The sequence below is a fragment of the Citrobacter sp. Cpo221 genome (assembly GCF_030332345.1).
In the GTDB taxonomy this organism is placed as follows: Bacteria; Pseudomonadota; Gammaproteobacteria; order Enterobacterales; family Enterobacteriaceae; genus Citrobacter; species Citrobacter portucalensis.
The window spans coordinates 16,412-39,162 of record NZ_JAOWIA010000027.1 but is presented as its reverse complement, the minus strand read 5'-3'; the positions used below and the strand labels follow the sequence as shown (position 1 = coordinate 39,162).

The following is a 22,751-nucleotide window of genomic DNA, read 5'->3' as shown; positions in this document are numbered from 1 at the left end:
GCAGAATTATTTCTGCCGCGACTCCAGCCAGACCAGCGCCAGCGTGGAGAGTGCGCACATCAGCAGAATGCCGACAAACCAAAACAGATACCACATCTTACGGTCCTCCCTAGTAAAGTTCGTGATTGTGGCGGCGGATCGTTTCTACATTGATTCGTCCCAGCATTTTGTAATAACTCCACACGGTATAAAGCAGAACGATCGGTAGAAAAATCAGCACAATAACCAGCATGATACTGAGCGTCATCTGGCTGGAGGTACTGTCCCACACCGTCAGGCTGGAGAGCGGATACGCGCTTGAAGGCATCACAAACGGAAACAGGGTGATTCCGGCGGTGAAGATCACGCAGGCCAGGGTCAGTGAAGCGCACAAAAATCCCCATACGGCCCGACGTTGCCCGCAGGCATAGATCGCGAGCATCGGGAAAATCATGCCAAGCAGCGGAATAATTAACAGCAGTGGTGACTGATAAAAGTGCGCCATCCACGCGCCCGGTGAGGTAGTTACCATTTTTAATAGCGGGTTGGAGGGACCATTAGGATCCTGGCTAAGCAACACATAGCCATCGATCCCCGTCCATAGCCAGTAACCGGCTAACAGAAAGCAGAGCACGACCAGCATCGCGCTGCGACGGGTAGTAGAAAGCGCGCGTTGATGAAGAATGCCGTCGGTCTTCAACTGGAGCCACACGCCCCCTTGCAGAATAACCAGCATCAGGCTTAATGCGCCGCACAGCAGGGCAAAGGGTGAGAGTAACTGCCAGAAGGTGCCCAGGTATTGCACATGAAGCTGTGGTGTGAAGATAAAAGGCACGCCCAAGAACAGGTTGCCGATCGCGACGCCGAAGATAACAGGAGGGACCAGGCTCCCGATAACCAACCCGGTGTCCCACATAGCACGCCAGCGTGCATTGGCTATTTTGCCGCGATAATCAAAGGCCAACGGGCGAAAGAAAAGGGCGCACAGCACCAGGATCATCGCCACATAAAACCCCGAAAATGCGGCGGCATAGACCCGCGGCCAGGCCGCGAATAATGCACCGCCCGCCAGAATGAGCCACACCTGGTTACCTTCCCAGTGCGCCCCGACGCTATTGATTAACACCCGACGCTCATCATCGTTACGCGCGATCAGCGGCAACAGGCAGCCGACCCCCATATCAAACCCGTCAGTGACCATAAAGGCCACCAGAATGATGCCAATCAGCAGCCACCAAATGAGCCGCAACGTTTCATAATCCAACATGATTGTCTCCTTTATCCCTGTTGTTGCGCTGGTTGCTGGTTATGCATTGCATCTGGGCCAAGGCGCGCGTATTTCTGCATCAGGTAGACTTCAGCAATTAAAAACAGGGTGTAAAGCGTGAGAATTAGCCCCATCGAGAAGGCCAGCTGACCTGCGCTTAACGCGGAGTGGGCGTACCAGGTCGGCAAAATATCCTGAATCGCCCACGGCTGACGGCCAAACTCCGTCATAAACCAGCCCGCTTCGATGGCAATCCACGGGAGCGGCAGGCTCCACAGCGTCATGCGCAGTACCCAGCGATGCTGGTCGATACGCCAGCGTAAGGTCTGTATCAACGCAATCGCCATCACCAGTAGCAGCAGCGAACCGCATGCAATCATGATGCGAAAGCTCCAGAACACGGGGGCCACCTGCGGAATGGCGCCGCGTTGCGCGGCCTGATATTGCGCTGGTGTAACGTGGTTCATGTCAGGCGCGTAGTTCGCCAGCAGGATTCCGTAACCCAGATCTTTCTCCACAGCGTGAAAAGCGTTCAGTACCTGAGGTGTGCGGTTACCTTTGGCGATTTCCTGCATCAGCAGCCACGCCTCCCGACCCCGCTGCAGGCGGGGAAGTGCGTCCGCCATCAGGTTTTTCAGCCCTGGAACCGGCGTATCTAACGAGTGGGTCGCCAGAATACCCAGCAGGGCCGGTATTTTCACGGCAAAGGCGTTACGCTCTTGCTCCTGCTGCGGCCAGGCGATGACATGAAAGGGCGCGGGGGCTGGCTCGGTTTGCCATTCGCCCTCCATTGCCGCCAGTTTTACCGGCTGGAGCTGGGCGACCTCATAGGCTGAGCTATCACCCAGTTGTAGCGTGCCGAGGATAGCCAGCGTGCCAAAGACGGAACCCACCGCGAAGGAGCGCCGGGCGAACTCGCGATTGCGACCACGCAGCAAATACCAGGCGCTGATGGACATCACAAACATGGCGCCGGTGACATAACCGGACATCACGGTATGCACAAATTTCACTTGGCTGACGGGGTTAAAGACCAGCTCGCTAAAGCTGCTCATCTCCATGCGCAGAGTATCAATATTAAAGTGAGCGCCTGTTGGATATTGCATCCAGCCGTTGGCGTTGAGGATCCACAGGGCCGAGATATTGGAGCCAAACGCGACCAGCCAGGTCACCAGTAAATGCTGATACTTGTTTAAGCGCTGCCAGCCGAAGAAGAACAGTCCCACGAAGGTGGATTCAAGAAAGAAGGCCATCAAGGCTTCCATCGCCAGCGGGGCACCGAAAATATCACCCACATAGTTGGAATAGAGCGACCAGTTAGTACCGAACTGAAACTCCATGGTCAGGCCGGTTGCCACGCCGAGCGCAAAGTTAATACCGAATAGCTTTCCCCAGAAACGCGTCATGTCGCGGTAGACTGTTTTGCCGGTCACCACGAACAGGGTTTCCATGATAGCCAGCAAAAAAATCAGCCCCAGCGTCAGGGGAACAAACAGAAAATGGTACAGCGCGGTCAGCGCAAACTGCCAGCGCGATAGGTCAATGACGTCCCACATGCGAACTCCATCAGGCATTAGAGAGTGAATAGGTAAGGAAGAAAACGCCAGACCCGCAGTAGAAAAGTACGCGGGTCTTAAAGAGGGGGATCAGGCCGGCGGGCCGGATGCCAGCCAGCCGCAGACTTCATCCAGGCGCTCGAGCGAGTCGAGCAGATCTTCCGGCGCGGCCAACACCAGTTCCGGCAACGGACAGATCTCATAACTCTCAAGCAGAAGCCCTTTCAGGGTATCCAGACAGCGAACATGCCAGACGTGGCGCAGCGCCGTGGCGTCGATTTGGCTCTCGCCGTAGCCGATGGTGCGGATTTGAATGTGCCCTTTGCCGCACAGGCGGGCAAGAAACAGGCGATCCGCGTCGCTAATCGGCAGTTGGGTGAGGTTAATGCTATGGGGAAGTGTGGCCGGATCGCGCACGTGCGCCAGCAGTTCCTGGGCCAGCGTCAGGCCATTCATCAACCCATCTATAGGTGGAGGCAGCAGGCTATCGTCCGGCAGCGTATTGATTGTTGCCGCCTGCCACAGCGCCCGTGGTGCGCTGCCTGCTTCCAGATGTTCCTGCCATTGCCCCTTGTTATTCTGACTACGCACCCGCCAGATACCGCAGAAAATCGACTCCTGAATCTCGCTCGCCCTGCCGTCAGCATGCTGAATGCGCACGGAAACTTCGCCTTCGCCAAGTAGCGTATTCAGAAAGGTGAGATCGTCTGCATTGAGCGCGGATAAATCCCATCCCAGTACCTCCTTTTTGGTGGGAATTTTTTGGGCGAGCTGGTGGCGTACGTCGGCTAACAATGCCATCACCGCCGGGCTGTGCGGACAGTTTTCCAGTGTTGCCATGCTGGGGTCGCTGTTGACCTGGCAGGTGAGGGGCAAGGGGTTCATGCTGAAGCTGTCATCGCCCGGCTGTGTTCCCGGTCCCAGCAGATGAAAAAAGGAATCACTCATCATGCAGACTCCGGCGGTATACGTTCTTCAACGAAGGGACGCATCAGGTTGAGCAGGTCGGCCCACGGGTGGATACCGCTGAGAATGCCGCGCAGCTCACCCTGGGTAAACACCAGGGTAGCCGGAAAACGGAACACGCCAAAGCGATCGCCGATCGCCTCGCTGTGTTCAAGATCCGCCATGGCGATGTGCCAGTCAAACTGGGGAAACTCGCGGAGCAACTCGGCAATCATGACCGGGTTATCGCTGACTTCCGGTGTACGGCGAGGATCGCTACTGAGCAGGACCACGCCATCACGCACGCGGGTTATCCAGTCATCCAGTTCAGATGCGCTCAGCGGTTGCCAGCCCTTAGCCAGCATTCGCTGCCATAGCGCAGAAAACGGTTGGTCATTCAACATGTTAATTATCTCTCCAGCGTTACGCGATACTGGCGAATACGCACGCCTTCATAGTTTTCCATCGACAGACAGTCATAGTTCAGGCAACGTGTTTCATCGCTTGTTTGTGGCGCAATGCCCCACGCGGCCAGTTGCGTAAGCGCGGCCTGTTCTGCCGCCGGGAGCTGAGCGCGCGCGATGTCGGTCAGGCTGCCGCCATAGTCGTCCAGCTGTACCGGTTGTAGTCCCACCAGAGCGATGTGCGCGGGGAGATGGCCGCGAATATCCACCAGAGCCAGCACTTCAGAGAAGCTGTTCTGATGCAGACTCATTTTTTTGGCGCTGAGGTAACTCGGGACTTTGTCTCCGGCGTAAGTTTGCAGGGTGCCTGGTGCGAGCCCGTAGTCGATGGCGTCAAGCAGCAGCAAATGGCTGGCCTGCTCAACGTAGCCCAGCAGATTCAGTCCCTGCGTGCCGCCGTCAACAATCTCTACCGATTCTGGCCAGTGATAATGGGCGTACAGGCGCTCAGCGAGGCGAATACCAAACCCTTCATCTGCCCACAGCAGGTTGCCTAAGCCCATCACGATGACGTTAGGTTCGCTCATGACGCCTCCTTATCGTGCTGGCCTTTGGGAAATTTATGGCTACGAAAGCCGTTAATCATGGTTGAGATGACGGTCTCGTCAGACATGATGTCTTCACGAATCGCCATATACACATGACCTACGATGAAAGCGGCGATGAACCACATCCCCAACCGATGCCAGCTGTGGATATCGAGAGAGTTCCCGCCGGTCCAGTAGAAAAACTCCGTCACATAGCGGAAAGGGGTAAAAATGGCGTACTGGCTATGTTCGCTGTATAAGGCAAAACCGGTGAGGATCATAAAAACGGAAAGCAGGAAATAACCGCACATCGCCGCCTGCGCGATGGGGTTATGACCGATATCATCTCCCGGTTTTTTTTCCAGAAACAGATACCAACGCACCACAGAATACGCACCCTGCCACCAGCTGCGTCGCCAGACCGGCACGATAAACAGTTCGCGTGAATAGCGGTTACCGACGAAGGCCCAGTAAATGCGCATCAGCAGTATCACCGTGAATACCATGGCGGCGGCGAAATGCACCAGCCGGATGTCGCCCATGTAGAACAGATAAGTGGCCTCACCGCTGACCGACGGCAGCGGTCGGCCAATGAAGTATCCGGTCACCATCAACACCAACATGCAGCCCACCGTCAGCCAGTGCCACAAGCGTACTGGCGCTTCAAACACATAGTGGCTGGTGGCGGTATCACGCGCCTCCCCGACGCGTGGGGATGTTTTTCCAGTCATCGTTCCGTTCCTTAACGCTTAGCGAACCTGGACGGCGATAAGTTCGCTGCCGTCGTCGCCGAGTACGTGGGTTGAACATGCCAGGCAGGGGTCGAAGCTGTGCAAGGTGCGCAGGATCTCCAGCGGTTGATCCGGTATCGCCATTTGGGTGCCCATCAGCGCCGCCTCGTAAGCGCCAATTTGTCCCTTTGGATCGCGCGGGCTGGCATTCCAGGTGGTCGGCACCACGCATTGATACAGGTCGATCTTCTGGTCGCGAATCGATGCCCAGTGGCCTAATGCTCCGCGCGGCGCTTCGGTAAAACCGATCCCGCGACAGTGCTGCGGCCAGCTTTCAGGCTCCCACTTTTCGGTATTTGCGGTAGCCAGATTGCCGTTTTTCAGGTTGGTCATCAGCTTGTCGAAGAAATATTGCAGCTTGCTCACGGCCCACTGCGCTTCGTGCGCGCGACACAGAATACGTCCCAGCGTTGATTGCATACCCGACAGCGGCAGCTTGAGGGCAGACATCATGCGATCCACGGATTCAATCGTGGCGGCATCCCCTTTGTGATAGGCAATCAGCGTACGTGCCAGCGGCCCAACTTCCATAGCGTGTCCCCGCCAGCGCGGGGCTTTAATCCACGAATAGCGTTCCTGTTCGTTGAGCTGCTTGATATCGGTATCGCTGCCTTTGACATCGCCCGGGTTATACCAGGGTTCAGTAATCCCTTCGAACGGATGACGACCTAATTGATCGTCCGGATAACGATACCAGGCATGATCGACAAACTCCTGAATTTGCTGCTGATCGTCCAGGTCCACCGGCATGACGTTGTTAAAATCACCGTTAATCACCGCACCGCCAGGCATCAACAGGCTCTTCGCGCTGAAGTCATTGGCGATATCCGGGAACGCGCCGTAGCTTAAGACGCACTTATCAGAAAGCCCGGTGCCAATCTGGCTCCAGGGTTTATTGAACTGGCCGATAGCCAGCGCGTCAGGCACCATGACGTTGTTGATGAAGTCGGCGGTGCGGGTGATGATCGACTGCACCAGGTTCAGGCGTTCCATATCGACTGCGCCTACCGCGCCGCTCTGATCGATATTGATAGCGCACGGCATCCCGCCGACAATCCAGTTCGGATGCGGATTCTTACCGCCAAACACCGTATGGATTTTGATGATCTCGCGCTGAAAATCGAGCGCTTCCAGATAGTGGGCAAAGCCCATCAGGTTGGCCTCTGGCGACAGCTTGTACTGCGGATGTCCCCAATAACCGTTGCGGAAAATCCCCAACTGACCGCCTTCGACAAATTTCTTCAGGCGATTTTGAACGTCAAAGAAGTAGCCTGGAGAAGACATCGGCCAGGCTGAAAGGCTTTGTGCCAGCTGCGATGTGGCGCGCGGGTCTGCTTTCAGGGCATTCAGCACGTCAATCCAGTCCATTCCGGCTAACTGGTAAAAGTGCACCAGATGGTCGTGGCACCACAGCGTCGCCAGCATAATATTGCGAATGATGTTGGCGTTGTCGGGCACCTTGATGCCAATAGCATCTTCAATGGCATAGACCGAGGCGAGCGCATGTACGCCGGTGCACACTCCGCAAATTCGTTCGACAAATGCCCAGGCATCGCGCGGGTCGCGCCCCTGTAGAATGATCTCCAGCCCGCGGAACATGGTGCCGCAGGAAACCGCGTTGGTGATGATGTTCTGCTCATTAATGTTCACTTCACAACGCATATGGCCTTCAATGCGCGTGATGGGGTCGACAACCAGGCGGCGACCGGCATTATTGACCGTATATCCCTGGGTTTGATACGAATTGCTCATGCCTGTTTATCCTTATGGTCTGGCGACTGTTGTCCGGCGTCTTTTAATTGCTGTTTGTGGCGGTTGTGTTGATTGACGGCGCTGGCGACCGCGTGGACGCCGACACCGGCCGCCACGACGCCAAGCGCGGTGAGGCCCACGGTATCGGCGGTTGAATGCGTTCCCATCTGTGGAATATCGACCACGCGGCTGTAGAACGAACCGCGATCCCAGAAGCCGTTCTCCGAACATCCCAGACAACCGTGCCCGGACTGGATGGGGAAGGAAACGCCGCCATTCCAGCGGGTGGTGGAGCAGGCGTTATAGGTGGTTGGCCCTTTGCAGCCCATTTTGTACAGGCAATAGCCTTGGCGGGCGGCGTCATCGTCCCAACTCTCAACGAATTCCCCGGCATCAAAGTGGGCGCGGCGGTAGCATTTGTCGTGGATACGCTGACCATAGAACATCAGCGGACGCCCAAGACGGTCGAGTTCAGGCAGCCTGTCAAACGTCACCAGGTAGGTAATGATGGCGCTCATGACATCCGGAATCGGCGGGCAGCCGGGCACTTTCACGATCGGCTTATCGGTGATCACCTTATCGATTGGTGTCGCCTGGGTGGGGTTAGGCCGGGCAGCCTGCACGCAGCCCCAGGAGGCGCAGGTTCCCCAGGCGATAATCGCGCTGGCACCTGCCGCGGCTCTTTTTAGCTTTTCAATAAAAGGACGCCCGCTGCTGATGCAAAACATCCCTTGCTCGCCCAGTGGAGGATTACCTTCGACTGCCAGAATATATCGGCCGTGGTAGCGGCTCAGAATGTCTTCAAATACCTCTTCGGCCTGCGTTCCGGCGGCGGCCATCAGCGTGTCGTCGTAATCGAGGGAAATCAGGGAGAGGATGACGTCTTTGGCAAGTGGGTGAGAGGAGCGGATAAATGATTCGGTGCAGCAGGTGCATTCCAGCCCGTGGATCCAGACTACCGGGATCCGGGGTTTGTTCTCCAGCGCCCATGCAATTCTGGGCGTCATTCCGGCTCCCAACCCCAGCGATGTAGCGGCGAGGCTACAATATTTGAGAAAACTGCGTCTGCTTACGCCTTTGCGACGCATCGCCTGATAAAAGGTCTCCTCGTTATTCGTATTCATAACACGCGTTTCTTCCCCCGTTGAGTTCTGGCGCATGCCGCCAGCGATATCTAAAAAAGCGTATCCGATCGGAAGGGAGAAACAATGCAAAGAGTGTGGTTATGTCCTATTGCGGTATTTTCGTACCTGTTATCTGTTTTTCGCTTTCCAGGAATAAAAAAACGCACAGGGGGGACCGCCCTGTGCGTCGGGTTTATCGCGGAAGAACTTAAACCCCAAGGCGATCGCGTAAGCTGTAATATGCTGCCCCCATGGCGGTAAACGGAATGCGCAGGCTGCGGCCTCCCGGGAACGGGTAGTGCGGCAGTTTGGCGAACGCGTCAAAGCGCTCGGCATCTCCGCGCAGCAGTTCGGAAATCAGCCGTCCTGCCAGGTGAGTACAGGTTACGCCGTGGCCGCTGTAGCCCTGCATATAGTAAATGTTGGTATCAAGACGGCCGAACTGCGGCATGCGAGACAGCGTTAACAGGAAATTACCGGTCCAGCGGTAATCAATTTTTACCCCCTGTAATTGCGGGAAGGTCTTCAGCAGTTTCGGCATCACCAGACGCTCAATATCATCCGGATCGCGCGCGCCGTAGACCACACCACCGCCGTACAGCAGGCGGTTATCGCCGGTCAGACGGTAGTAATCCAGCAGGTAGTTACAATCTTCCACACAGTAGTTTTTCGGGAGCAGCGAGCGCGCCATCTCCGCCGACAGCGGTTCGGTGGTTAATACCTGCGTGCCGCACGGCATGCTGCTTTTTGCCAGCGCAGGTTCGAGTTTGTCTCCGAGGTAGGCATTGCCCGCGACGATCACAAAGCGGGCCGTCACCTGACCTTTTTCAGTGCTGACCACCGCCGGACTGGTGTGCTGAATACGGGTGACTGGCGATTGTTCATAGACGCGCCCGCCGTTCAGACGAATAGCGTTAGCTTCGCCAATCGCCAGGTTCAACGGATGAATATGGCCACCGCTGTGGTCGAGCAGCGCGCCGACATAACGATCGCTGCTGACTTCGCGACGAATTTCACTGCTGTCTAACAGTTCAAGCTGCGTGTTGCCGTAGCGTTCCCAGTTCGACTTCTGCTCTTCCAGCGTTTCCATCTGTTTGTGGTTCAGCGCTACAAACAGCCCGCCGGGACGATAATCGCATTCGATCTGATAACGCTTGATGCGTTCGCGGATGATATTGCCGCCTTCAAACATCATTCCACCGAGCATTTTAGCGGCGTCCGGGCCATAGGTACGTTCGATAACGTCGATATCGCGACTGTAGGAGTTCACCAACTGACCGCCGTTACGTCCGCTGGCCCCGAAACCAATACGCGCGGATTCCAGTAGCACCACGTCGTAACCCATTTCCGCTAAATGCAGGGCGGAGGAGAGTCCGGTATAACCACCGCCCACGACGCAAACATCACAGCTAACCGATTCGCTAAGGGTTGGAAACGGTTCGTACTGATTGGCGCTTGCGGCGTAATAACTGCTGGTATGTTCAGTCATGATTAAGACTCCAGGGAGATCCAGATGGTTTTCAGTTCGCTAAATTTTTCCAGCGCATGCAGGGATTTATCGCGTCCGTTACCGCTTTGCTTATAACCGCCGAACGGCACGGTCATATCACCGTCGTTGTAGTTATTCACGAAGACTGAGCCGGCTTTCAGGCGACGGCTCATACGGTGGGCGCGCGACAAATCGCGGGTCCAGACCGCGGCGCCGAGGCCGTAGTCACTGTCGTTGGCTAACGCCAGGGCTTCGGCTTCACTGTTAAAACGGGTGACGACCAGTACCGGGCCGAAGATTTCATCACGGCTAACGTGGGCCTGCGGTGCGGTATCGACAAAAATCGTCGGGCCGATAGCGGCGGGATGTACGTGGCTGCGGCCATCCAGCGCCAGCGTGCCTTGCGCTTCTCCGTCGCGAATAAAACCGTGCACGGTGTCGGCATGCGCATTGTCGATAAGCGTGCCCATCGTGGTTTCCGGATCCAATGGGTTGCCAGGCTGCCAGTTTTTCGCCTGCTCTTTCAGCAGGGCGATGAACTCGTCAGCAATACTCTCTTCCAGCAGCAGGCGCGTTCCGGCGATACAAACCTGGCCCTGGTTATAGAAGATACCTGCCGCTGCATTAGCGGCGGCTTTCGGCAGATCCTGGCAGTCGGCAAACACGATGTTGGCACTTTTACCTCCGGCCTCCAGCCAGACGCGTTTCATGTTGCTGTCGCCCGCGTCCTTGAGCAGTTGCTTGCCGGTGCGGGTCGAGCCGGTAAAGGTGATCACATCAACATCCGGATGCTGTGATAACGCCTGACCCGCTTCGTGACCATACCCGCTAACAACGCTGAGAACGCCATCGGGCAAACCTGCTTTTTTAGCCAGCGCAGCCAGGCGAATGGCGGTCAGCGGTGATTTTTCGGAAGGCTTGAGGATCACGCTGTTACCCGCCGCCAGTGCCGGGCCGAGTTTCCAGCAGGCCAGAAGCAGAGGAAAGTTCCACGGTACAATGGCCGCAATCACGCCCACCGGTTCGCGCACAATCAGTGCCAGATCGTTCACCGAAGTGGTGGCAACTTCGCCATAGACTTTATCTATAGCTTCGGCATACCAGCGGATGGCGCGTGCCGCGCCGGGAATATCATCACGCAGGCTATGGCGAATCGGTTTACCGGTATCGAGCGTTTCCAGTAGCGCCAGCTCCTCGTGATGCTGCTCCATTAAATCGGCGAGTTTGTGCAGTACCGCTTTGCGCTCTGCGGGTGATGCTTGCGACCAGTCTCCGCGTTCAAAGACGGTACGGGCTGCGGTGACCGCGCGGTCCACATCCGCTTTTTTACCGCGGGCGACTTTAGCCAGAGGACGTTGTCCTGCCGGATCCAGCGTAATAAAGGTTTCGTTATCAGCGGCGGCACAATATTCGCCGTTAATAAATAAACGGGTCTCTGGTGAATAATGGCTGGCTTTCTCACGCCAATATTTAAGATTCTGAAAGTTCATAGCTACTCCTTTTATATCAATAAGATAAAGTTCGTTGCTGATCTTTTTCAGGCAAAATCAGGCTGCACGATGCCCCAGGGATGTACCCTGTTAATGCGCGTTATTTAAGAAGGCCTGAGAAACTCAGGCCGCTACTTATTAGAAAGTGGTGGGAGTGTGGGCACTGATGATGCGGCAGATCCCTGCCGAGGTGTTGCTGAAACTGTGTGGTATGCCAGTGTTAATGGCATAGCTTTGTCCTGCAACAAGAGGATACGTTTGACCGTTGATGGTCAGTATCACTTCACCTTCCAGTATTGTGCCAATCTCTTCACCCTGGTGTTTAATTCTCTCCCCGGTTGTCGTACCTGGCTGATAGGTTTCAAACATCATTGCCAGCGTACGATTCGGATTTCCGTTGTGTACCAGCTTCATGGATACTCCCTGACTCCCGATCTCAATCAAATCATCCTGATTGATAACCACCTGCGGTTCGTCAGGCTTTTCCGGTTCCGCGAAGAACTCGGAGAGCGACAGCCCATATACTTTCAATAGCTTTTGCAGCGTACTGATGGCAGGACTGACTTTATCCTGCTCTATGGTGCTGATGGCGCTATGCGTTAACCCAGACAGTTCGGCGGCACGACGCTGCGAAAGACCCAATTGCTGGCGGATCTCTGACAAACGTTTACCCGGCGCCAGGCCGTCATCGCTCATAATTGCATTTCCTTAACTGTAGTGGTCAGAGTCGCTGTTTTTCAGCGAGGTGGTTCTGACAAGCGGTGATAAAACCTTCAAGTAACAAACGCGACAGGGCGTATTCGCTACTGTTCCATTCCGGGTGCCACTGCACGCCGAGCGCGAAAGGATGGTCATGGACGCTGGCAGCTTCCACTAATCCATCCTGCGAGCGTGCTTCCACGCGCAGCTGCGGGCCAAGGGTTTTTGCGCCCTGACCATGCAAGGAGTTAACCCAAAACGTGCTGCAACCTGGTATTAACTGAGATAGCAATCCTCCCTGTTGAACCTGGACTTCATGAGATGGCGCATATTGCTGCTCCACCGGGAGTTCCGCATCTTCACGATGTTCCAGGAACTGTGAGTGATCGCACAGGCGACGATACAGAGTCCCGCCAGTGGCGACAACTAATTCCTGCAAGCCCCGGCAGATGGCGAAAATGGGAATGCGCCTTTCGAGCCCGGCGGTAATTAGCGCCATGCTCAGAAGATCACGCCCGGGATCGGCGTCAGACTCATCGCCATTTTCACCATAGAGGTGCGGCTGCACATTGCTTGGGCTTCCTGGCAGGAAGATACCGTCCAGTTTCGGTAACAGCGCGTTCAACAATTCGGGTTCCGCGAGCGCATGGGGAAGCGCTATCGGTAATCCACCGGCATTTAATACCGCATTCAGGTACTTTTCTTGCAGAGTCTGGGTCTGGTGACCCTTAAGCCTGTTCCTACACATCACTACACCAATAACTGGCTTGTCAAATATATTGCCCATGATCGACCTCACGTTTTGGAATAAATTATTGCCAAACGGTTCCTTGTTGTGCCATTCCGTTCATTATTTTCTCAATCTAGCAGCGGAATAACCTTCTAGCAAACTTAATTTAACATTTGACAAACAATTTGTTTGCATCCAGAGTCGAAGGGTGGACATTATATTTAACATTCAAATCACAGAACAGCTTACCAGGCCAACGGCGGTGAATCATGGAAACCAATATCGTAGAAGTTGAGAATTTTGTTCAGCATTCTGAAGAGAGACGAAGTAGCGCGTTTGCGCGCGAAGTTAAGCAGTATCTGGAACGCTATCCTAATACGCAGTATGTGGATGTGTTGTTAACCGACCTTAATGGCTGTTTTCGCGGTAAGCGCCTTCCCGTTGCGGGATTGCATAAGTTAGAGAAAGGCTGCTATTTCCCGGCATCCGTTTTCGCGATGGATATTCTGGGCAATGTGGTCGAAGAGGCGGGATTAGGCCAGGAGCTTGGCGAACCGGATCGGACCTGTGTACCCGTGGCAGGTACGTTAACCCCTTCGGCTGCCGATCCGGAATTTATTGCGCAGATGATGCTGACGATGCTGGATGAAGATGGCGCTCCCTTTGACGTTGAGCCGCGGAACGTTCTTAATCGACTCTGGCAGAAACTTCGCCAGCGCGGTTTGTTCCCCGTCGTAGCGGTAGAGCTGGAGTTCTATTTACTCGATCGTAAGCGCGATCCCGAAGGTTATTTGCAGCCGCCGTGCGCGCCGGGAACGGACGACAGAAATACCCAAAGTCAGGTTTACTCGGTTGATAACCTGAACCATTTTGCTGATGTGCTGAACGATATCGATGAACTGGCCCGTTTGCAGCTGATCCCGGCTGACGGCGCGGTGGCTGAAGCCTCCCCTGGGCAGTTTGAAATCAACCTCTACCATACCGACAACGTGCTCGACGCCTGCGACGACGCACTGGCGCTGAAACGTCTGGTACGGCTGGTGGCCGAGAAACATAAGATGCATGCCACGTTTATGGCAAAGCCTTATGAGGAGCATGCCGGTAGCGGGATGCATATCCACATCAGCGTCATGAACAATAAAGGCGAGAACGTGCTGGCCGATGCGAATGGCGATGATTCCACGTTACTTAAGCGTGCGCTTGCCGGGATGATTGATCTGATGCCCGCGTCAATGGCGCTGCTGGCGCCGAATGTAAACTCCTACCGCCGCTTCCAGCCGGGGATGTATGTTCCGACTCAGGCTTCCTGGGGGCATAACAACCGTACGGTGGCGCTGCGTATTCCCTGCGGCGACCGTGATAACCATCGGGTTGAATATCGCGTAGCGGGGGCTGATGCCAACCCGTATCTGGTGATGTCGACCATCCTGGCGGGGATCCTTCACGGTCTGGATAACGAGTTGCCATTGCAGGAAGAAGTAGAAGGCAACGGACTGGAGCAGGAAGGGTTACCGTTCCCGATTCGCCAGAGCGATGCGCTGTGGGAGTTCATGCAAAACGATCATCTGCGTGAGTTGCTCGGGGAGCGGTTTAGCCATGTGTATCACGCCTGTAAAAACGATGAACTTATCCAGTTTGAACGTCTGATAACCGACACTGAAATTGAGTGGATGCTGAAAAACGCCTGACCATTCGTTTTACAGGTCATTGAAAAAGAAGTCGCATCATGCGGGCTGAGCGGAGCCAGCCCGTAAAAATTGCAGGAATACCTGCCATTTCCCGGATGTCGCGTAATGGAGCGCGGGCGACAACGGGTCTTCAGATAACCGACAGAGTTTGTGACGAGGAAATGTGATGATGCCAATGTTTAAAAACCCGCCCCGCGTGAGCATCCATGGCTCCCGCAGTAATTACGGACCGCATCTGTGCCGTACAACATTGACGCCTTTCTTATGGCTTTCCTCCCCGACACGACCCAGGTCTGCTGTACCCACGTTTCGAACGCAGATCTGGACTCGTCGCGGGGAGGAAAGCTATGTCGACTAATTCTTCTGCGGATCTCTCTGCTCAGCCGGGCAAAGCACAGCTGCGTAAATCCCTCAAGCTGTGGCAGGTGGTGGTGATGGGGCTGGCCTATCTTACACCGATGACGGTGTTTGACACCTTTGGCATTGTTTCGGGTATCAGCAATGGCCATGTTCCGGCTTCCTACCTGCTGGCCCTGGCGGGCGTTTTGTTTACCGCCATCAGTTATGGAAAGCTGGTGCGCCAGTTTCCACAGGCCGGCTCGGCCTATACCTATGCACAAAAAGCGATCAACCCACATGTCGGGTTTATGGTTGGCTGGTCGTCACTGCTTGACTACCTTTTCCTGCCGATGATTAACGTACTATTGGCGAAAATTTACCTTTCCGCGCTGTTCCCGGGGGTTGCGCCTTGGATTTGGGTGGTAATGTTCGTCGCGATCCTCACCGCGGCCAATCTGAAAAGCGTTAATCTGGTAGCGAACTTCAATGCGCTGTTTGTACTGGTGCAGGTGGCGATCATCGTGGTGTTCATTTTCCTCGTGGTGCAGGGGCTGCACAAAGGGGAAGGGGTTGGGACCGTCTGGTCGCTGCAACCGTTTATCAGCCAGAATGCGCATTTGATCCCGATTATCACCGGGGCGACCATTGTCTGCTTCTCGTTTCTCGGCTTTGACGCGGTGACGACGCTCTCTGAAGAGACGCCGGATGCTGCGCGCACCATCCCGAAAGCTATTTTTCTTACCGCGCTGTACGGTGGGCTGATCTTCATTGCCGCCTCGTTCTTTATGCAACTGTTTTTCCCGGACATTAGCCGATTCAAAGACCCGGATGCGGCGCTGCCGGAGATTGCGCTGTACGTCGGCGGCAAGCTGTTCCAGTCTATTTTCCTGTGTACCACCTTTGTGAATACGCTGGCTTCAGGTCTGGCGTCGCATGCCAGCGTTTCGCGTCTGCTGTACGTGATGGGCCGCGATAACGTCTTCCCGGAGAAGTACTTTGGTTATGTCCATCCCAAATGGCGTACTCCCGCGTTGAACGTCATCATGGTTGGGATTGTGGCGCTGTCGGCCCTGTTTTTTGACCTGGTGACTGCCACGGCGTTGATTAACTTTGGTGCGCTGGTGGCCTTTACGTTTGTTAATCTCTCGGTGTTTAACCACTTCTGGCGTCGTGAAGGACGCAAGCATACCTGGCAGGAGAAGCTGCACTATCTGGTATTGCCAATGGTCGGTGCCGCCACGGTTGCCGTACTGTGGGTGAATCTTGAGGTGACATCGTTGACGCTGGGGCTGGTATGGGCCGGCGTCGGGCTGGTGTATCTTGCCTGGCTGACCGGACGTTTTCGCAAACCGCCGCCGCAGTTTGACGCCGCGAAAACTGAACGGGTATGGGAGTGATGGATATGGAATCTGCAGAGATCTGGTAATGACGATTAATATTTAGCAGGGGGCCAGATTTACACCATCGGATGTGAAAGTCGGCCGTAGCTTTCGGCTAGTCAAATGAAAAACGGTATGCCACGGTGGAGAGTCGTGGCATACCTGCTTAGCGGTGTTGTTTACTGAACCGCAAGTCGATTTTTTTCCCTGATGAGATTGATCATTTCCATTTGCTCGTGGTTTGCCCTTACTAACAAACCGTCCAGAACGGCATCGTTATATTGTTCACTCGAATAGGTTAATTCAAATAACCCCATCTTAATAATAATATCGCGAACTGCTTCATTTGGATCGTTAGCAAGTCTCAGTCGGATTTTCTGGTTGCTTCGTGGAGCAAGGAACCCACTAAACAGGCACCGAGCCAAATCGCTTCGAATCGTGACATCAGGATCATTTGCCAGTTGCTCTTGCACCAGAAGAGAGAGCGGATTCATACGATCTGATTCTTCAATCAACTTTCTTTTAACGCTGTTATCTATATCCTTTGCCAACAATATCTGGACCTCTGGCGTTAACCTTTTATTTTTCGCCAATGCGAGCCTTATTCTGAAATCGTTATCTTTTATCAACCGATGCTGCACTTCTTCACTCAGTGGCGAATTGAAAAGTCCTTCCGAACCTTTAGCCAGTGCTTCCCTAACACAAATGGCATCATCTTCTACCAGTATGAGTTGTGCCGACGGATGCAGTTTAGGATAAGAGGCCATTTTCTGGCGAATTGACAGATCGCTATCTCTGGCAAGAAGGGTTTGTGTTAGAGGATTCAGTGTAAAGAGATAGTTTTCCTCCTCTGGTATCAGGTGGGCACGTACTCTTTGGTCTCTATCGTTTGCCAATTTCACCTGAACTGCTTTTCCTGGGCTTTGTGAGGCCGCAACTGCGCAGCGTACTTCGACAGATTTATCGTTCGCCAGTTGCCATTCGATCTCGCGATCTGTCCACCAATCACGTAACAGGGCGATGCGAACCTTGTCTTCATCATCAAGGAGCAGTTCGTGGAGAATCTTAGTATTCGTATTTTGGTTGGCCGCCAGTTTCTGACGCACATTGGCCTCTTTGTGCGTAACCAACTCTTCTTGCCCATCCCGACTCAATGCCGGGTTACTGGCCAACGCTTCGAGTATCTCTACGCTGCAGTTCTCCAGATTCAGGATTTTATTCTGTAGGGTTTCCGATAGAGCGGAATTACCAGCCAGCGCTAGCGCGATTTTTGACACACTCTTCGTTGATGGTAAACCTGAGTTTGCCCTCATGCTGGCTAAAATCGACTGTACGTTTTCCATCGCCGTGGCCAGACTGTTTACCGCCAATTCTGTTTGATAGATGCGTTCCATTAACGGTTCGCCGATTTGTGGGTTGCCCGCTAGATTCTCATGTATCGAAGCTGAGCCCGTGTCGTAAAGCTGTGTATAGTACTCTTCATTGAGATGCTGATTTAGTGCAAGCGCCAGTTGTACTTCCTCTTCATCCTTTATTAATTTACCAATGATGGGAGCGGTAAGGGCATTGTTTCTGGCCAGTTGAGCACGGATTTCGCTATCATGCATTTCAGCGAGCTGCGCCATGATTGGCCCCGTCAGGTTGCGATTACCTGCTAACGCGTAATGCACTTCCTGGTTACCGTTATCCAGCAATTGCTGTTGAGTTAATGCACTTATAGTGGAGTTACTTGCCAGCTCTTTTTGAACATCGTAGATATCATTGGCTAGTCGCTGTTGTACTTCACTCGGTAGATTTTCAGTGTAAGCCAACGATTTTCGAACCTGATGGTTTTGGTCCATCGCGAGATGATGTATAGCTTTCTCTGGCAGCGAATTGCGCCAGTGTACCAGGCGTGCACGAACATCATCGTCGCTATCATCCATTAAGGTACAGATCGTGTCGTCCGCAATGTTAGTATTGCCAGCTAATGTCTCACGTACTTCTGTGCAACTGTCTTTGGTCAGTTGTTCCTGAACCTCAGGGTGAAGAGCGTAATTGCTGGCAAGGGCAATACGAATTTTTTCTGACGGATGCTGGCTCAAATTGTTTTGCAAAAGGGCGGTATCAAAGTGTTTGCTACCGGCGAGTTCTCTAAGAACTTCATCTGTGTCCTGGAGCAAAGAGTTTAATGCGGGATTGGACAGATTGGGGTGTTCGGCAAGCTTGCGACGAACCGAGACATGCGTATCCTGAGTCAGCCGTATCTGTGCGGTTGCAGTCAGGTTGGGGTTAGACGCTAATGACTCCCTAACTTCCGTACATTCATCTTTTGCTAACGCGAGTTGTACAGCTTCCGCGAGTAATCCTTCACGGCGGCGTTTAGCCAGTGTTTCACGCACGTCCTGATCGCTGTCCAGCGTCAGGATCTGTTGTACCGTTTCGCTAAGCCCATCAAGATCTGCTAGATCTTCACGCACGGTAAAATCGCGGTCCCTTGCCAGTATTTCCTGTACCTCAGGGTGAAGATTGCTATTGCGCGCCAGACGTCGACGAATAGAGACCCTGGAATCTTTCGCAAGTTGTAATTGCATTAATTTACTGAGATTTTTATTGGTAATAAGCATCTCGCAAACGTCTAATTCTGGATCACGCATTAAATGTTGAAGCAATGTACTATCTGTGCTGTTGCTGGCGAGCTGGAGTCTATGTTGAATAGTGAGCTGAAGCCGTTCGAATTGTGTTGCCATCAGATCATGCGGTGCATTTGCATGCATACAGGCCAGATGTAAAAGATCGATTTCAAACTCAGGCTGGTCATTAACAATGTTAATACGTTGGGTGAGTACCTGCTCAGGACAGTTCGGGTTACGATATACTGCTTTGCGTACGTTCAGGTCTGCATCTGCCGCCAGTTTTTCCAGTAAATCATCCGGACAATCTTCGCTATTAGCGACCTCTGCGCGGCGCAACGAGTTTGCACTATCCGCCATCTGAATCATCTGCGCTACGCTAAGACCATCGCTGGTGGAAGCTGGTTTGAGCTTGAGTTTCTCAAACAGCTCTTCGTATTGGGCAACCTGTTCACGCAGGGTCTCACGTAACGGAACTGTAAGCTGGATAGCTGCTTCCAGATCTTTCAGCTCCAACTGGCGGTTTTCAAGGAATGCTATTTCTCTAGCTTCGTTGATAGCATTCTGAATATCTGCACCTGCATAATCACGGCACTGTGTTACCAGCTTATTGCGTTCATTCTGGGTCAGTTCAAGCGACTCACCTTTCAGATGGATGTCCAGAATAGCTGCTCGCTCTACGCCGTTGGGGAATCCGACGTAAAACACCTCATCGAATCGCCCTTTACGCAGCAACTCTGGAGGGAGCACGGTAATATTGTTAGCAGTGGCAATGACAAATACCGCACCGGTTTTTTCTTGCATCCAGGTAAGAAAATAGCCGAAAAGTCGTGAGGAAACCTCCGAACCACTGCCACTGTTCATGCCGACAAAGGCTTTTTCCAGTTCGTCGATCCACAAAATACAGGGGCTAATTGATTCTGCCATTGTTAGCGCCCGACGCATATTATGTTCACTTTCTCCGACGTACTTACCCAATAATGAGCCGATATCAAGACGTAGGAGTGGCAACTGGAATAAACCGGAGGCTGCTTTGGCCGCAAGAGACTTCCCACAACCGGGCATACCGGCGATAAGTACACCTTTAGGCGCCTGTACGCGTGAATCGCGAGCTTCACTCAGGCGGCGGAAAATCTGGGCGCGGCGAGTGAGCCAGGTTTTAAGGTTCTCAAGACCGCCGATGTCAGTTGCATTTTCGATTACGTGCAGCATCTCAAGCACGCCGCTTTTTGCGATAATCTGCTCTTTCCCATGCTGGATAAGAGCCAACGCCTCGTCATTAATTTGTTCATGCTGTTGACGAACTAGTGCTAATACTGATCGGATCTCTTCCTGGTTCAATCCGCAACACGCAGTATGCAGGCGCTGATGCATATTTTCCGGGACAAACAGATCAAGCATCTGGCAAAAACTGCTGAGCTGCTGGTTAATTTCCTCACCCTGGGGCAGTGACAGGGGGAGCAAGGTGATTTGCGACTCGATTTGTACTGGGATGTGCAAAGTTTCTGAAACAAGTACGACAACAGTTTTGCTCCGGTGGTGGCGCTGAATGCGGTTGAGCAATTGCTTTAACCGTGCAACGGCGAGTGGCTGGTTTTCCAGTGCACTGCGGGCATCTTTAATGATGAAGAGTTTTCCGTCCAAATCGTCATCGAGCAGCGAAGGTAAACTTTCTGCAAGTTCGGTGGCCTGACTCTGCGTGTTCCGAGGCTGTTTGTTACGGAAATCAACCCAGCCATATCCAAGATTCCACTCTTTTGGATACAGTGTCAGTTCTGTACTTATTTCTTGTAATAGAGTATCAACTCGGCTTTCTTCGCCGGAGTGGATGTAAAGCCCTGGATATCCAGCGAGGATATGGGATTTAATCTTGGTCTTAAGTTCGAGCAGATTCATCCGTATTTACCAGAATGAGAAAAGGTTTGAGGCAAAGTTACTGATACCCCGGCTAAAGGACTTAATGGCACGACCCGCGTTTTCAGTAACACTGGCAATGACCTTGGCAGCTGTTTTGGCAACAACCTTGCCCGCGCTATAGACGATTTCACCAATTTGCCCACCCGCTATACCACCTGCGACACCGCCAACAAACCCTCCAACGGCGGTACCAACTGGACCTAATACGGTACCAATCGCTGCGCCCAACGTGGCCCCCTCCGTTGCACCAGCAATTGCCATTGTCGTGGTTATAGTGGTGTTACCGATGGCATCGAGCGCTTCCTCTCCAGTCAGTTCACCTTTGCCCAATTTATAAAGTACCTTTGCATTCTGTATGCCCACGCAGACGATATTGGTAATTAGGCCCGCAGGAGTACTGCGTAATGCTGCGCCAAGAAAGCCGTTCTTGACAGCGACTACGACCGCTCCGGAAATAGCAACCTGTATAGCTGTTTGCGTACCGGTACGCAGCGAGCTTTCGAAAAACTCGTTGAGGTCTTCATTGGTGGATGGATTTTCACGACCGTTCAGGCGATTCCAGGCACGCCTTGCAAGGATTCTGGCTCCCTGCATACCCACCGCAATACAGGCACCGAGCATAGCCTGTTTACCAATTTGCTTGGCAATATCAATACGATTAGTGTCATTCCAGTCGTACTGACGTGCTTCGGCATCTTGTTGAGCTTTTTTCTGTAATTCTTTTGCTTCCTCTTTAGAAAGTGGCTTAGAAGACACTCCGTCAGCTTCAATAACCTCTGTGCTGTTGGCCACATCTGCGCCTTGCCCCTCGGGAACTAGCGCTTGTTGATCGTTATAGTCGCCCCGATTGAGCTGTGTATTTGTAGCGTTTGAGTCAGCACCATATTTCGACTGATATTTGCAGACCACATTGCCGTTGCCGTCAACAATCTCAATATCAACGGAGTTTAGCTCCTGTGAACCAACAACCCGTGCACGATACGGACTGCCTTTGGTGGTTGCATCAATATTAAATGTATCGACGTGATGCTGTTCCGCAACAAGACCATCTAGATTGGGGTTTTGGTTGATATTCCCGGCCTGCGTGGTGATTGTTTTGCGCGCATTTTCGTTAGCGTCTACCAAGGCGCTATCGATAAGGCTGGCGTATTGGCCTACGTGTACCGAACCGGAAACTGCTGCATTTTTTTCTATCTCGCCAGCCAACCAGGAGGCACGGCTACGACCTTTATCCATATGCTGCTGTAATGAGTCGCGAGACTGGTTAAAGGCTTCCGTAGACCGTATTATCTGCCGACGAGTGTTTAGTAACTCTTCTTCGTTTTTCCAGATCTGTGGATATTTACGAAATTCATCATCCAACCATTGCCCTAATGGCTGATCGCCGCGAGCCTGGCAGGAGGTTACAAAAGAGCTAATAATGGATGCGGTCTGCTCTGGAGCATTAATCTCCTCTACAACTTGTAATTCTACCTGTGTGATGGGGGAAAATTCATCATCGTTAATGTTCTGTGCGAGATTATTATTTTGTTGTGCCATCATTTTTACCGTTAAATCTGCTGTGTGATATATCATCAAATGACTATGATAATTGACGCAAATGATATTAGCCGTAATGCTAAATGCAGACTAGCGCAGGGATCACTAATATTGATTATGAACTCTATGACTAAGGTAGCCAAAATCTTCAGGTTGCCACCCGATTTGAAGCTTCTTGGTTAGTTTCTCATCAGGAGTTAATTTCGGGGAAATACCGCGTTTTTAAGGCTAAACCAGCCTATCATGCAGGAAAGTCCTTCTCGCCGTTTTTTTTTGCACAATACAATATCTCCATATGGGGGAGTGTTAATCTCCATATGAATTTCAAAAAATCTCTGAAAAAAAACCTTATTTTTAGGAGGGGGGAGGCTCTACAACTCATGGCTGTATGGCAATATCTGTAGACTGATTGGTAGCAACTACATAATGTTATGACGTTAAATTGCATGGTGTTTTGCTTAATT

Annotated in this window: 17 protein-coding genes; 2 read left to right on the top strand and 15 right to left on the bottom strand. The window is 52.9% G+C overall.

Annotated features, from left to right (window positions below; all coding sequences use genetic code 11):
• Positions 1 to 6: 6 nt before the first annotated feature.
• From cbdX to puuD, 13 genes are all read right to left on the bottom strand, one after another.
• On the bottom strand, positions 7 to 96 hold the full coding sequence (gene cbdX / locus OGY72_RS00955) for a cytochrome bd-II oxidase subunit CbdX (RefSeq protein ID WP_003830863.1): 90 nt from the start codon (positions 94 to 96) through the stop codon (positions 7 to 9).
• 13 nt (positions 97 to 109) lie between these two features.
• Positions 110 to 1,246 (bottom strand): cytochrome d ubiquinol oxidase subunit II, encoded by a 1,137-nt coding sequence (gene appB, locus OGY72_RS00950; protein ID WP_286546167.1) that lies wholly within the window; start codon positions 1,244 to 1,246, stop codon positions 110 to 112.
• Between the two features lie 11 nt (positions 1,247 to 1,257).
• Positions 1,258 to 2,802 (bottom strand): cytochrome bd-II oxidase subunit 1, encoded by a 1,545-nt coding sequence (appC, locus tag OGY72_RS00945; protein ID WP_148362394.1) that lies wholly within the window; start codon positions 2,800 to 2,802, stop codon positions 1,258 to 1,260.
• A gap of 90 nt (positions 2,803 to 2,892) precedes the next feature.
• On the bottom strand, positions 2,893 to 3,750 hold the full coding sequence (locus tag OGY72_RS00940) for a hydrogenase expression/formation protein (RefSeq protein ID WP_286546252.1): 858 nt from the start codon (positions 3,748 to 3,750) through the stop codon (positions 2,893 to 2,895).
• A complete protein-coding gene (gene hyaE / locus OGY72_RS00935) occupies positions 3,750 to 4,151 on the bottom strand; it encodes a hydrogenase-1 operon protein HyaE (protein WP_286546164.1) in 402 nt (133 codons plus the stop codon). Before hyaE ends, OGY72_RS00940 begins: the two co-directional genes overlap by 1 nt.
• A gap of 5 nt (positions 4,152 to 4,156) precedes the next feature.
• Positions 4,157 to 4,738 carry a hydrogenase 1 maturation protease gene (gene hyaD, locus OGY72_RS00930; protein WP_286546161.1) on the bottom strand — a complete coding sequence of 194 codons (582 nt, stop codon included), beginning with the start codon at positions 4,736 to 4,738 and terminating at the stop codon, positions 4,157 to 4,159.
• Positions 4,735 to 5,469, bottom strand: a complete 735-nt coding sequence (hyaC, locus tag OGY72_RS00925) for a Ni/Fe-hydrogenase b-type cytochrome subunit (protein ID WP_032942451.1) — start codon at positions 5,467 to 5,469, stop codon at positions 4,735 to 4,737. Before hyaC ends, hyaD begins: the two co-directional genes overlap by 4 nt.
• 18 nt (positions 5,470 to 5,487) lie before the next feature.
• Entirely contained in the window at positions 5,488 to 7,281 is a 1,794-nt protein-coding gene (gene hyaB, locus OGY72_RS00920; protein ID WP_032942453.1) for a Ni/Fe-hydrogenase large subunit, read from the bottom strand.
• A complete protein-coding gene (hyaA, locus tag OGY72_RS00915) occupies positions 7,278 to 8,405 on the bottom strand; it encodes a hydrogenase 1 small subunit (RefSeq protein ID WP_174785074.1) in 1,128 nt (375 codons plus the stop codon). The genes hyaB and hyaA overlap by 4 nt, the downstream gene beginning before the upstream one ends.
• Before the next feature lie 208 nt (positions 8,406 to 8,613).
• Positions 8,614 to 9,894 carry an NAD(P)/FAD-dependent oxidoreductase gene (locus OGY72_RS00910; RefSeq protein WP_148362390.1) on the bottom strand — a complete coding sequence of 427 codons (1,281 nt, stop codon included), beginning with the start codon at positions 9,892 to 9,894 and terminating at the stop codon, positions 8,614 to 8,616.
• A gap of 2 nt (positions 9,895 to 9,896) precedes the next feature.
• A complete protein-coding gene (gene puuC, locus OGY72_RS00905; protein WP_286546152.1) occupies positions 9,897 to 11,384 on the bottom strand; it encodes an aldehyde dehydrogenase PuuC in 1,488 nt (495 codons plus the stop codon).
• Positions 11,385 to 11,522: 138 nt separating this feature from the next.
• A complete protein-coding gene (gene puuR / locus OGY72_RS00900) occupies positions 11,523 to 12,080 on the bottom strand; it encodes an HTH-type transcriptional regulator PuuR (RefSeq protein ID WP_003830877.1) in 558 nt (185 codons plus the stop codon).
• A 25-nt stretch (positions 12,081 to 12,105) separates the two neighbouring features.
• A complete protein-coding gene (puuD, locus tag OGY72_RS00895) occupies positions 12,106 to 12,870 on the bottom strand; it encodes a gamma-glutamyl-gamma-aminobutyrate hydrolase (RefSeq protein WP_043015313.1) in 765 nt (254 codons plus the stop codon).
• Between the two features lie 212 nt (positions 12,871 to 13,082).
• Here puuD and OGY72_RS00890 point away from each other — a divergent pair, with 212 nt between their 5' ends.
• Both OGY72_RS00890 and OGY72_RS00885 read left to right on the top strand, forming a co-directional pair.
• Positions 13,083 to 14,501, top strand: coding sequence for a glutamine synthetase family protein (locus OGY72_RS00890; protein ID WP_286546149.1), 1,419 nt, complete (start codon positions 13,083 to 13,085; stop codon positions 14,499 to 14,501).
• 347 nt (positions 14,502 to 14,848) lie between these two features.
• Positions 14,849 to 16,237, top strand: a complete 1,389-nt coding sequence (locus OGY72_RS00885) for an APC family permease (RefSeq protein ID WP_286546147.1) — start codon at positions 14,849 to 14,851, stop codon at positions 16,235 to 16,237.
• Positions 16,238 to 16,398: 161 nt separating this feature from the next.
• Here the strand turns inward: OGY72_RS00885 and OGY72_RS00880 are convergent, their stop codons facing one another.
• Positions 16,399 to 20,727 (bottom strand): AAA family ATPase, encoded by a 4,329-nt coding sequence (locus OGY72_RS00880; RefSeq protein ID WP_286546145.1) that lies wholly within the window; start codon positions 20,725 to 20,727, stop codon positions 16,399 to 16,401.
• A 6-nt stretch (positions 20,728 to 20,733) separates the two neighbouring features.
• Positions 20,734 to 22,323, bottom strand: coding sequence for a hypothetical protein (locus tag OGY72_RS00875; RefSeq protein ID WP_232794624.1), 1,590 nt, complete (start codon positions 22,321 to 22,323; stop codon positions 20,734 to 20,736).
• Positions 22,324 to 22,751: the final 428 nt, after the last annotated feature.

What these genes read in the sequence shown, in the direction of transcription:
- cbdX (WP_003830863.1), bottom strand. Translation starts at nt 96, where the DNA reads ATGTGGTATCTGTTTTGGTTTGTCGGCATTCTGCTGATGTGCGCACTC.
- appB (WP_286546167.1), bottom strand. Translation starts at nt 1,246, where the DNA reads ATGTTGGATTATGAAACGTTGCGGCTCATTTGGTGGCTGCTGATTGGC.
- appC (WP_148362394.1), bottom strand. Translation starts at nt 2,802, where the DNA reads ATGTGGGACGTCATTGACCTATCGCGCTGGCAGTTTGCGCTGACCGCG.
- OGY72_RS00940 (WP_286546252.1), bottom strand. Translation starts at nt 3,750, where the DNA reads ATGAGTGATTCCTTTTTTCATCTGCTGGGACCGGGAACACAGCCGGGC.
- hyaE (WP_286546164.1), bottom strand. Translation starts at nt 4,151, where the DNA reads ATGTTGAATGACCAACCGTTTTCTGCGCTATGGCAGCGAATGCTGGCT.
- hyaD (WP_286546161.1), bottom strand. Translation starts at nt 4,738, where the DNA reads ATGAGCGAACCTAACGTCATCGTGATGGGCTTAGGCAACCTGCTGTGG.
- hyaC (WP_032942451.1), bottom strand. Translation starts at nt 5,469, where the DNA reads ATGACTGGAAAAACATCCCCACGCGTCGGGGAGGCGCGTGATACCGCC.
- hyaB (WP_032942453.1), bottom strand. Translation starts at nt 7,281, where the DNA reads ATGAGCAATTCGTATCAAACCCAGGGATATACGGTCAATAATGCCGGT.
- hyaA (WP_174785074.1), bottom strand. Translation starts at nt 8,405, where the DNA reads ATGAATACGAATAACGAGGAGACCTTTTATCAGGCGATGCGTCGCAAA.
- OGY72_RS00910 (WP_148362390.1), bottom strand. Translation starts at nt 9,894, where the DNA reads ATGACTGAACATACCAGCAGTTATTACGCCGCAAGCGCCAATCAGTAC.
- puuC (WP_286546152.1), bottom strand. Translation starts at nt 11,384, where the DNA reads ATGAACTTTCAGAATCTTAAATATTGGCGTGAGAAAGCCAGCCATTAT.
- puuR (WP_003830877.1), bottom strand. Translation starts at nt 12,080, where the DNA reads ATGAGCGATGACGGCCTGGCGCCGGGTAAACGTTTGTCAGAGATCCGC.
- puuD (WP_043015313.1), bottom strand. Translation starts at nt 12,870, where the DNA reads ATGGGCAATATATTTGACAAGCCAGTTATTGGTGTAGTGATGTGTAGG.
- OGY72_RS00890 (WP_286546149.1), top strand. Translation starts at nt 13,083, where the DNA reads ATGGAAACCAATATCGTAGAAGTTGAGAATTTTGTTCAGCATTCTGAA.
- OGY72_RS00885 (WP_286546147.1), top strand. Translation starts at nt 14,849, where the DNA reads ATGTCGACTAATTCTTCTGCGGATCTCTCTGCTCAGCCGGGCAAAGCA.
- OGY72_RS00880 (WP_286546145.1), bottom strand. Translation starts at nt 20,727, where the DNA reads ATGAATCTGCTCGAACTTAAGACCAAGATTAAATCCCATATCCTCGCT.
- OGY72_RS00875 (WP_232794624.1), bottom strand. Translation starts at nt 22,323, where the DNA reads ATGATATATCACACAGCAGATTTAACGGTAAAAATGATGGCACAACAA.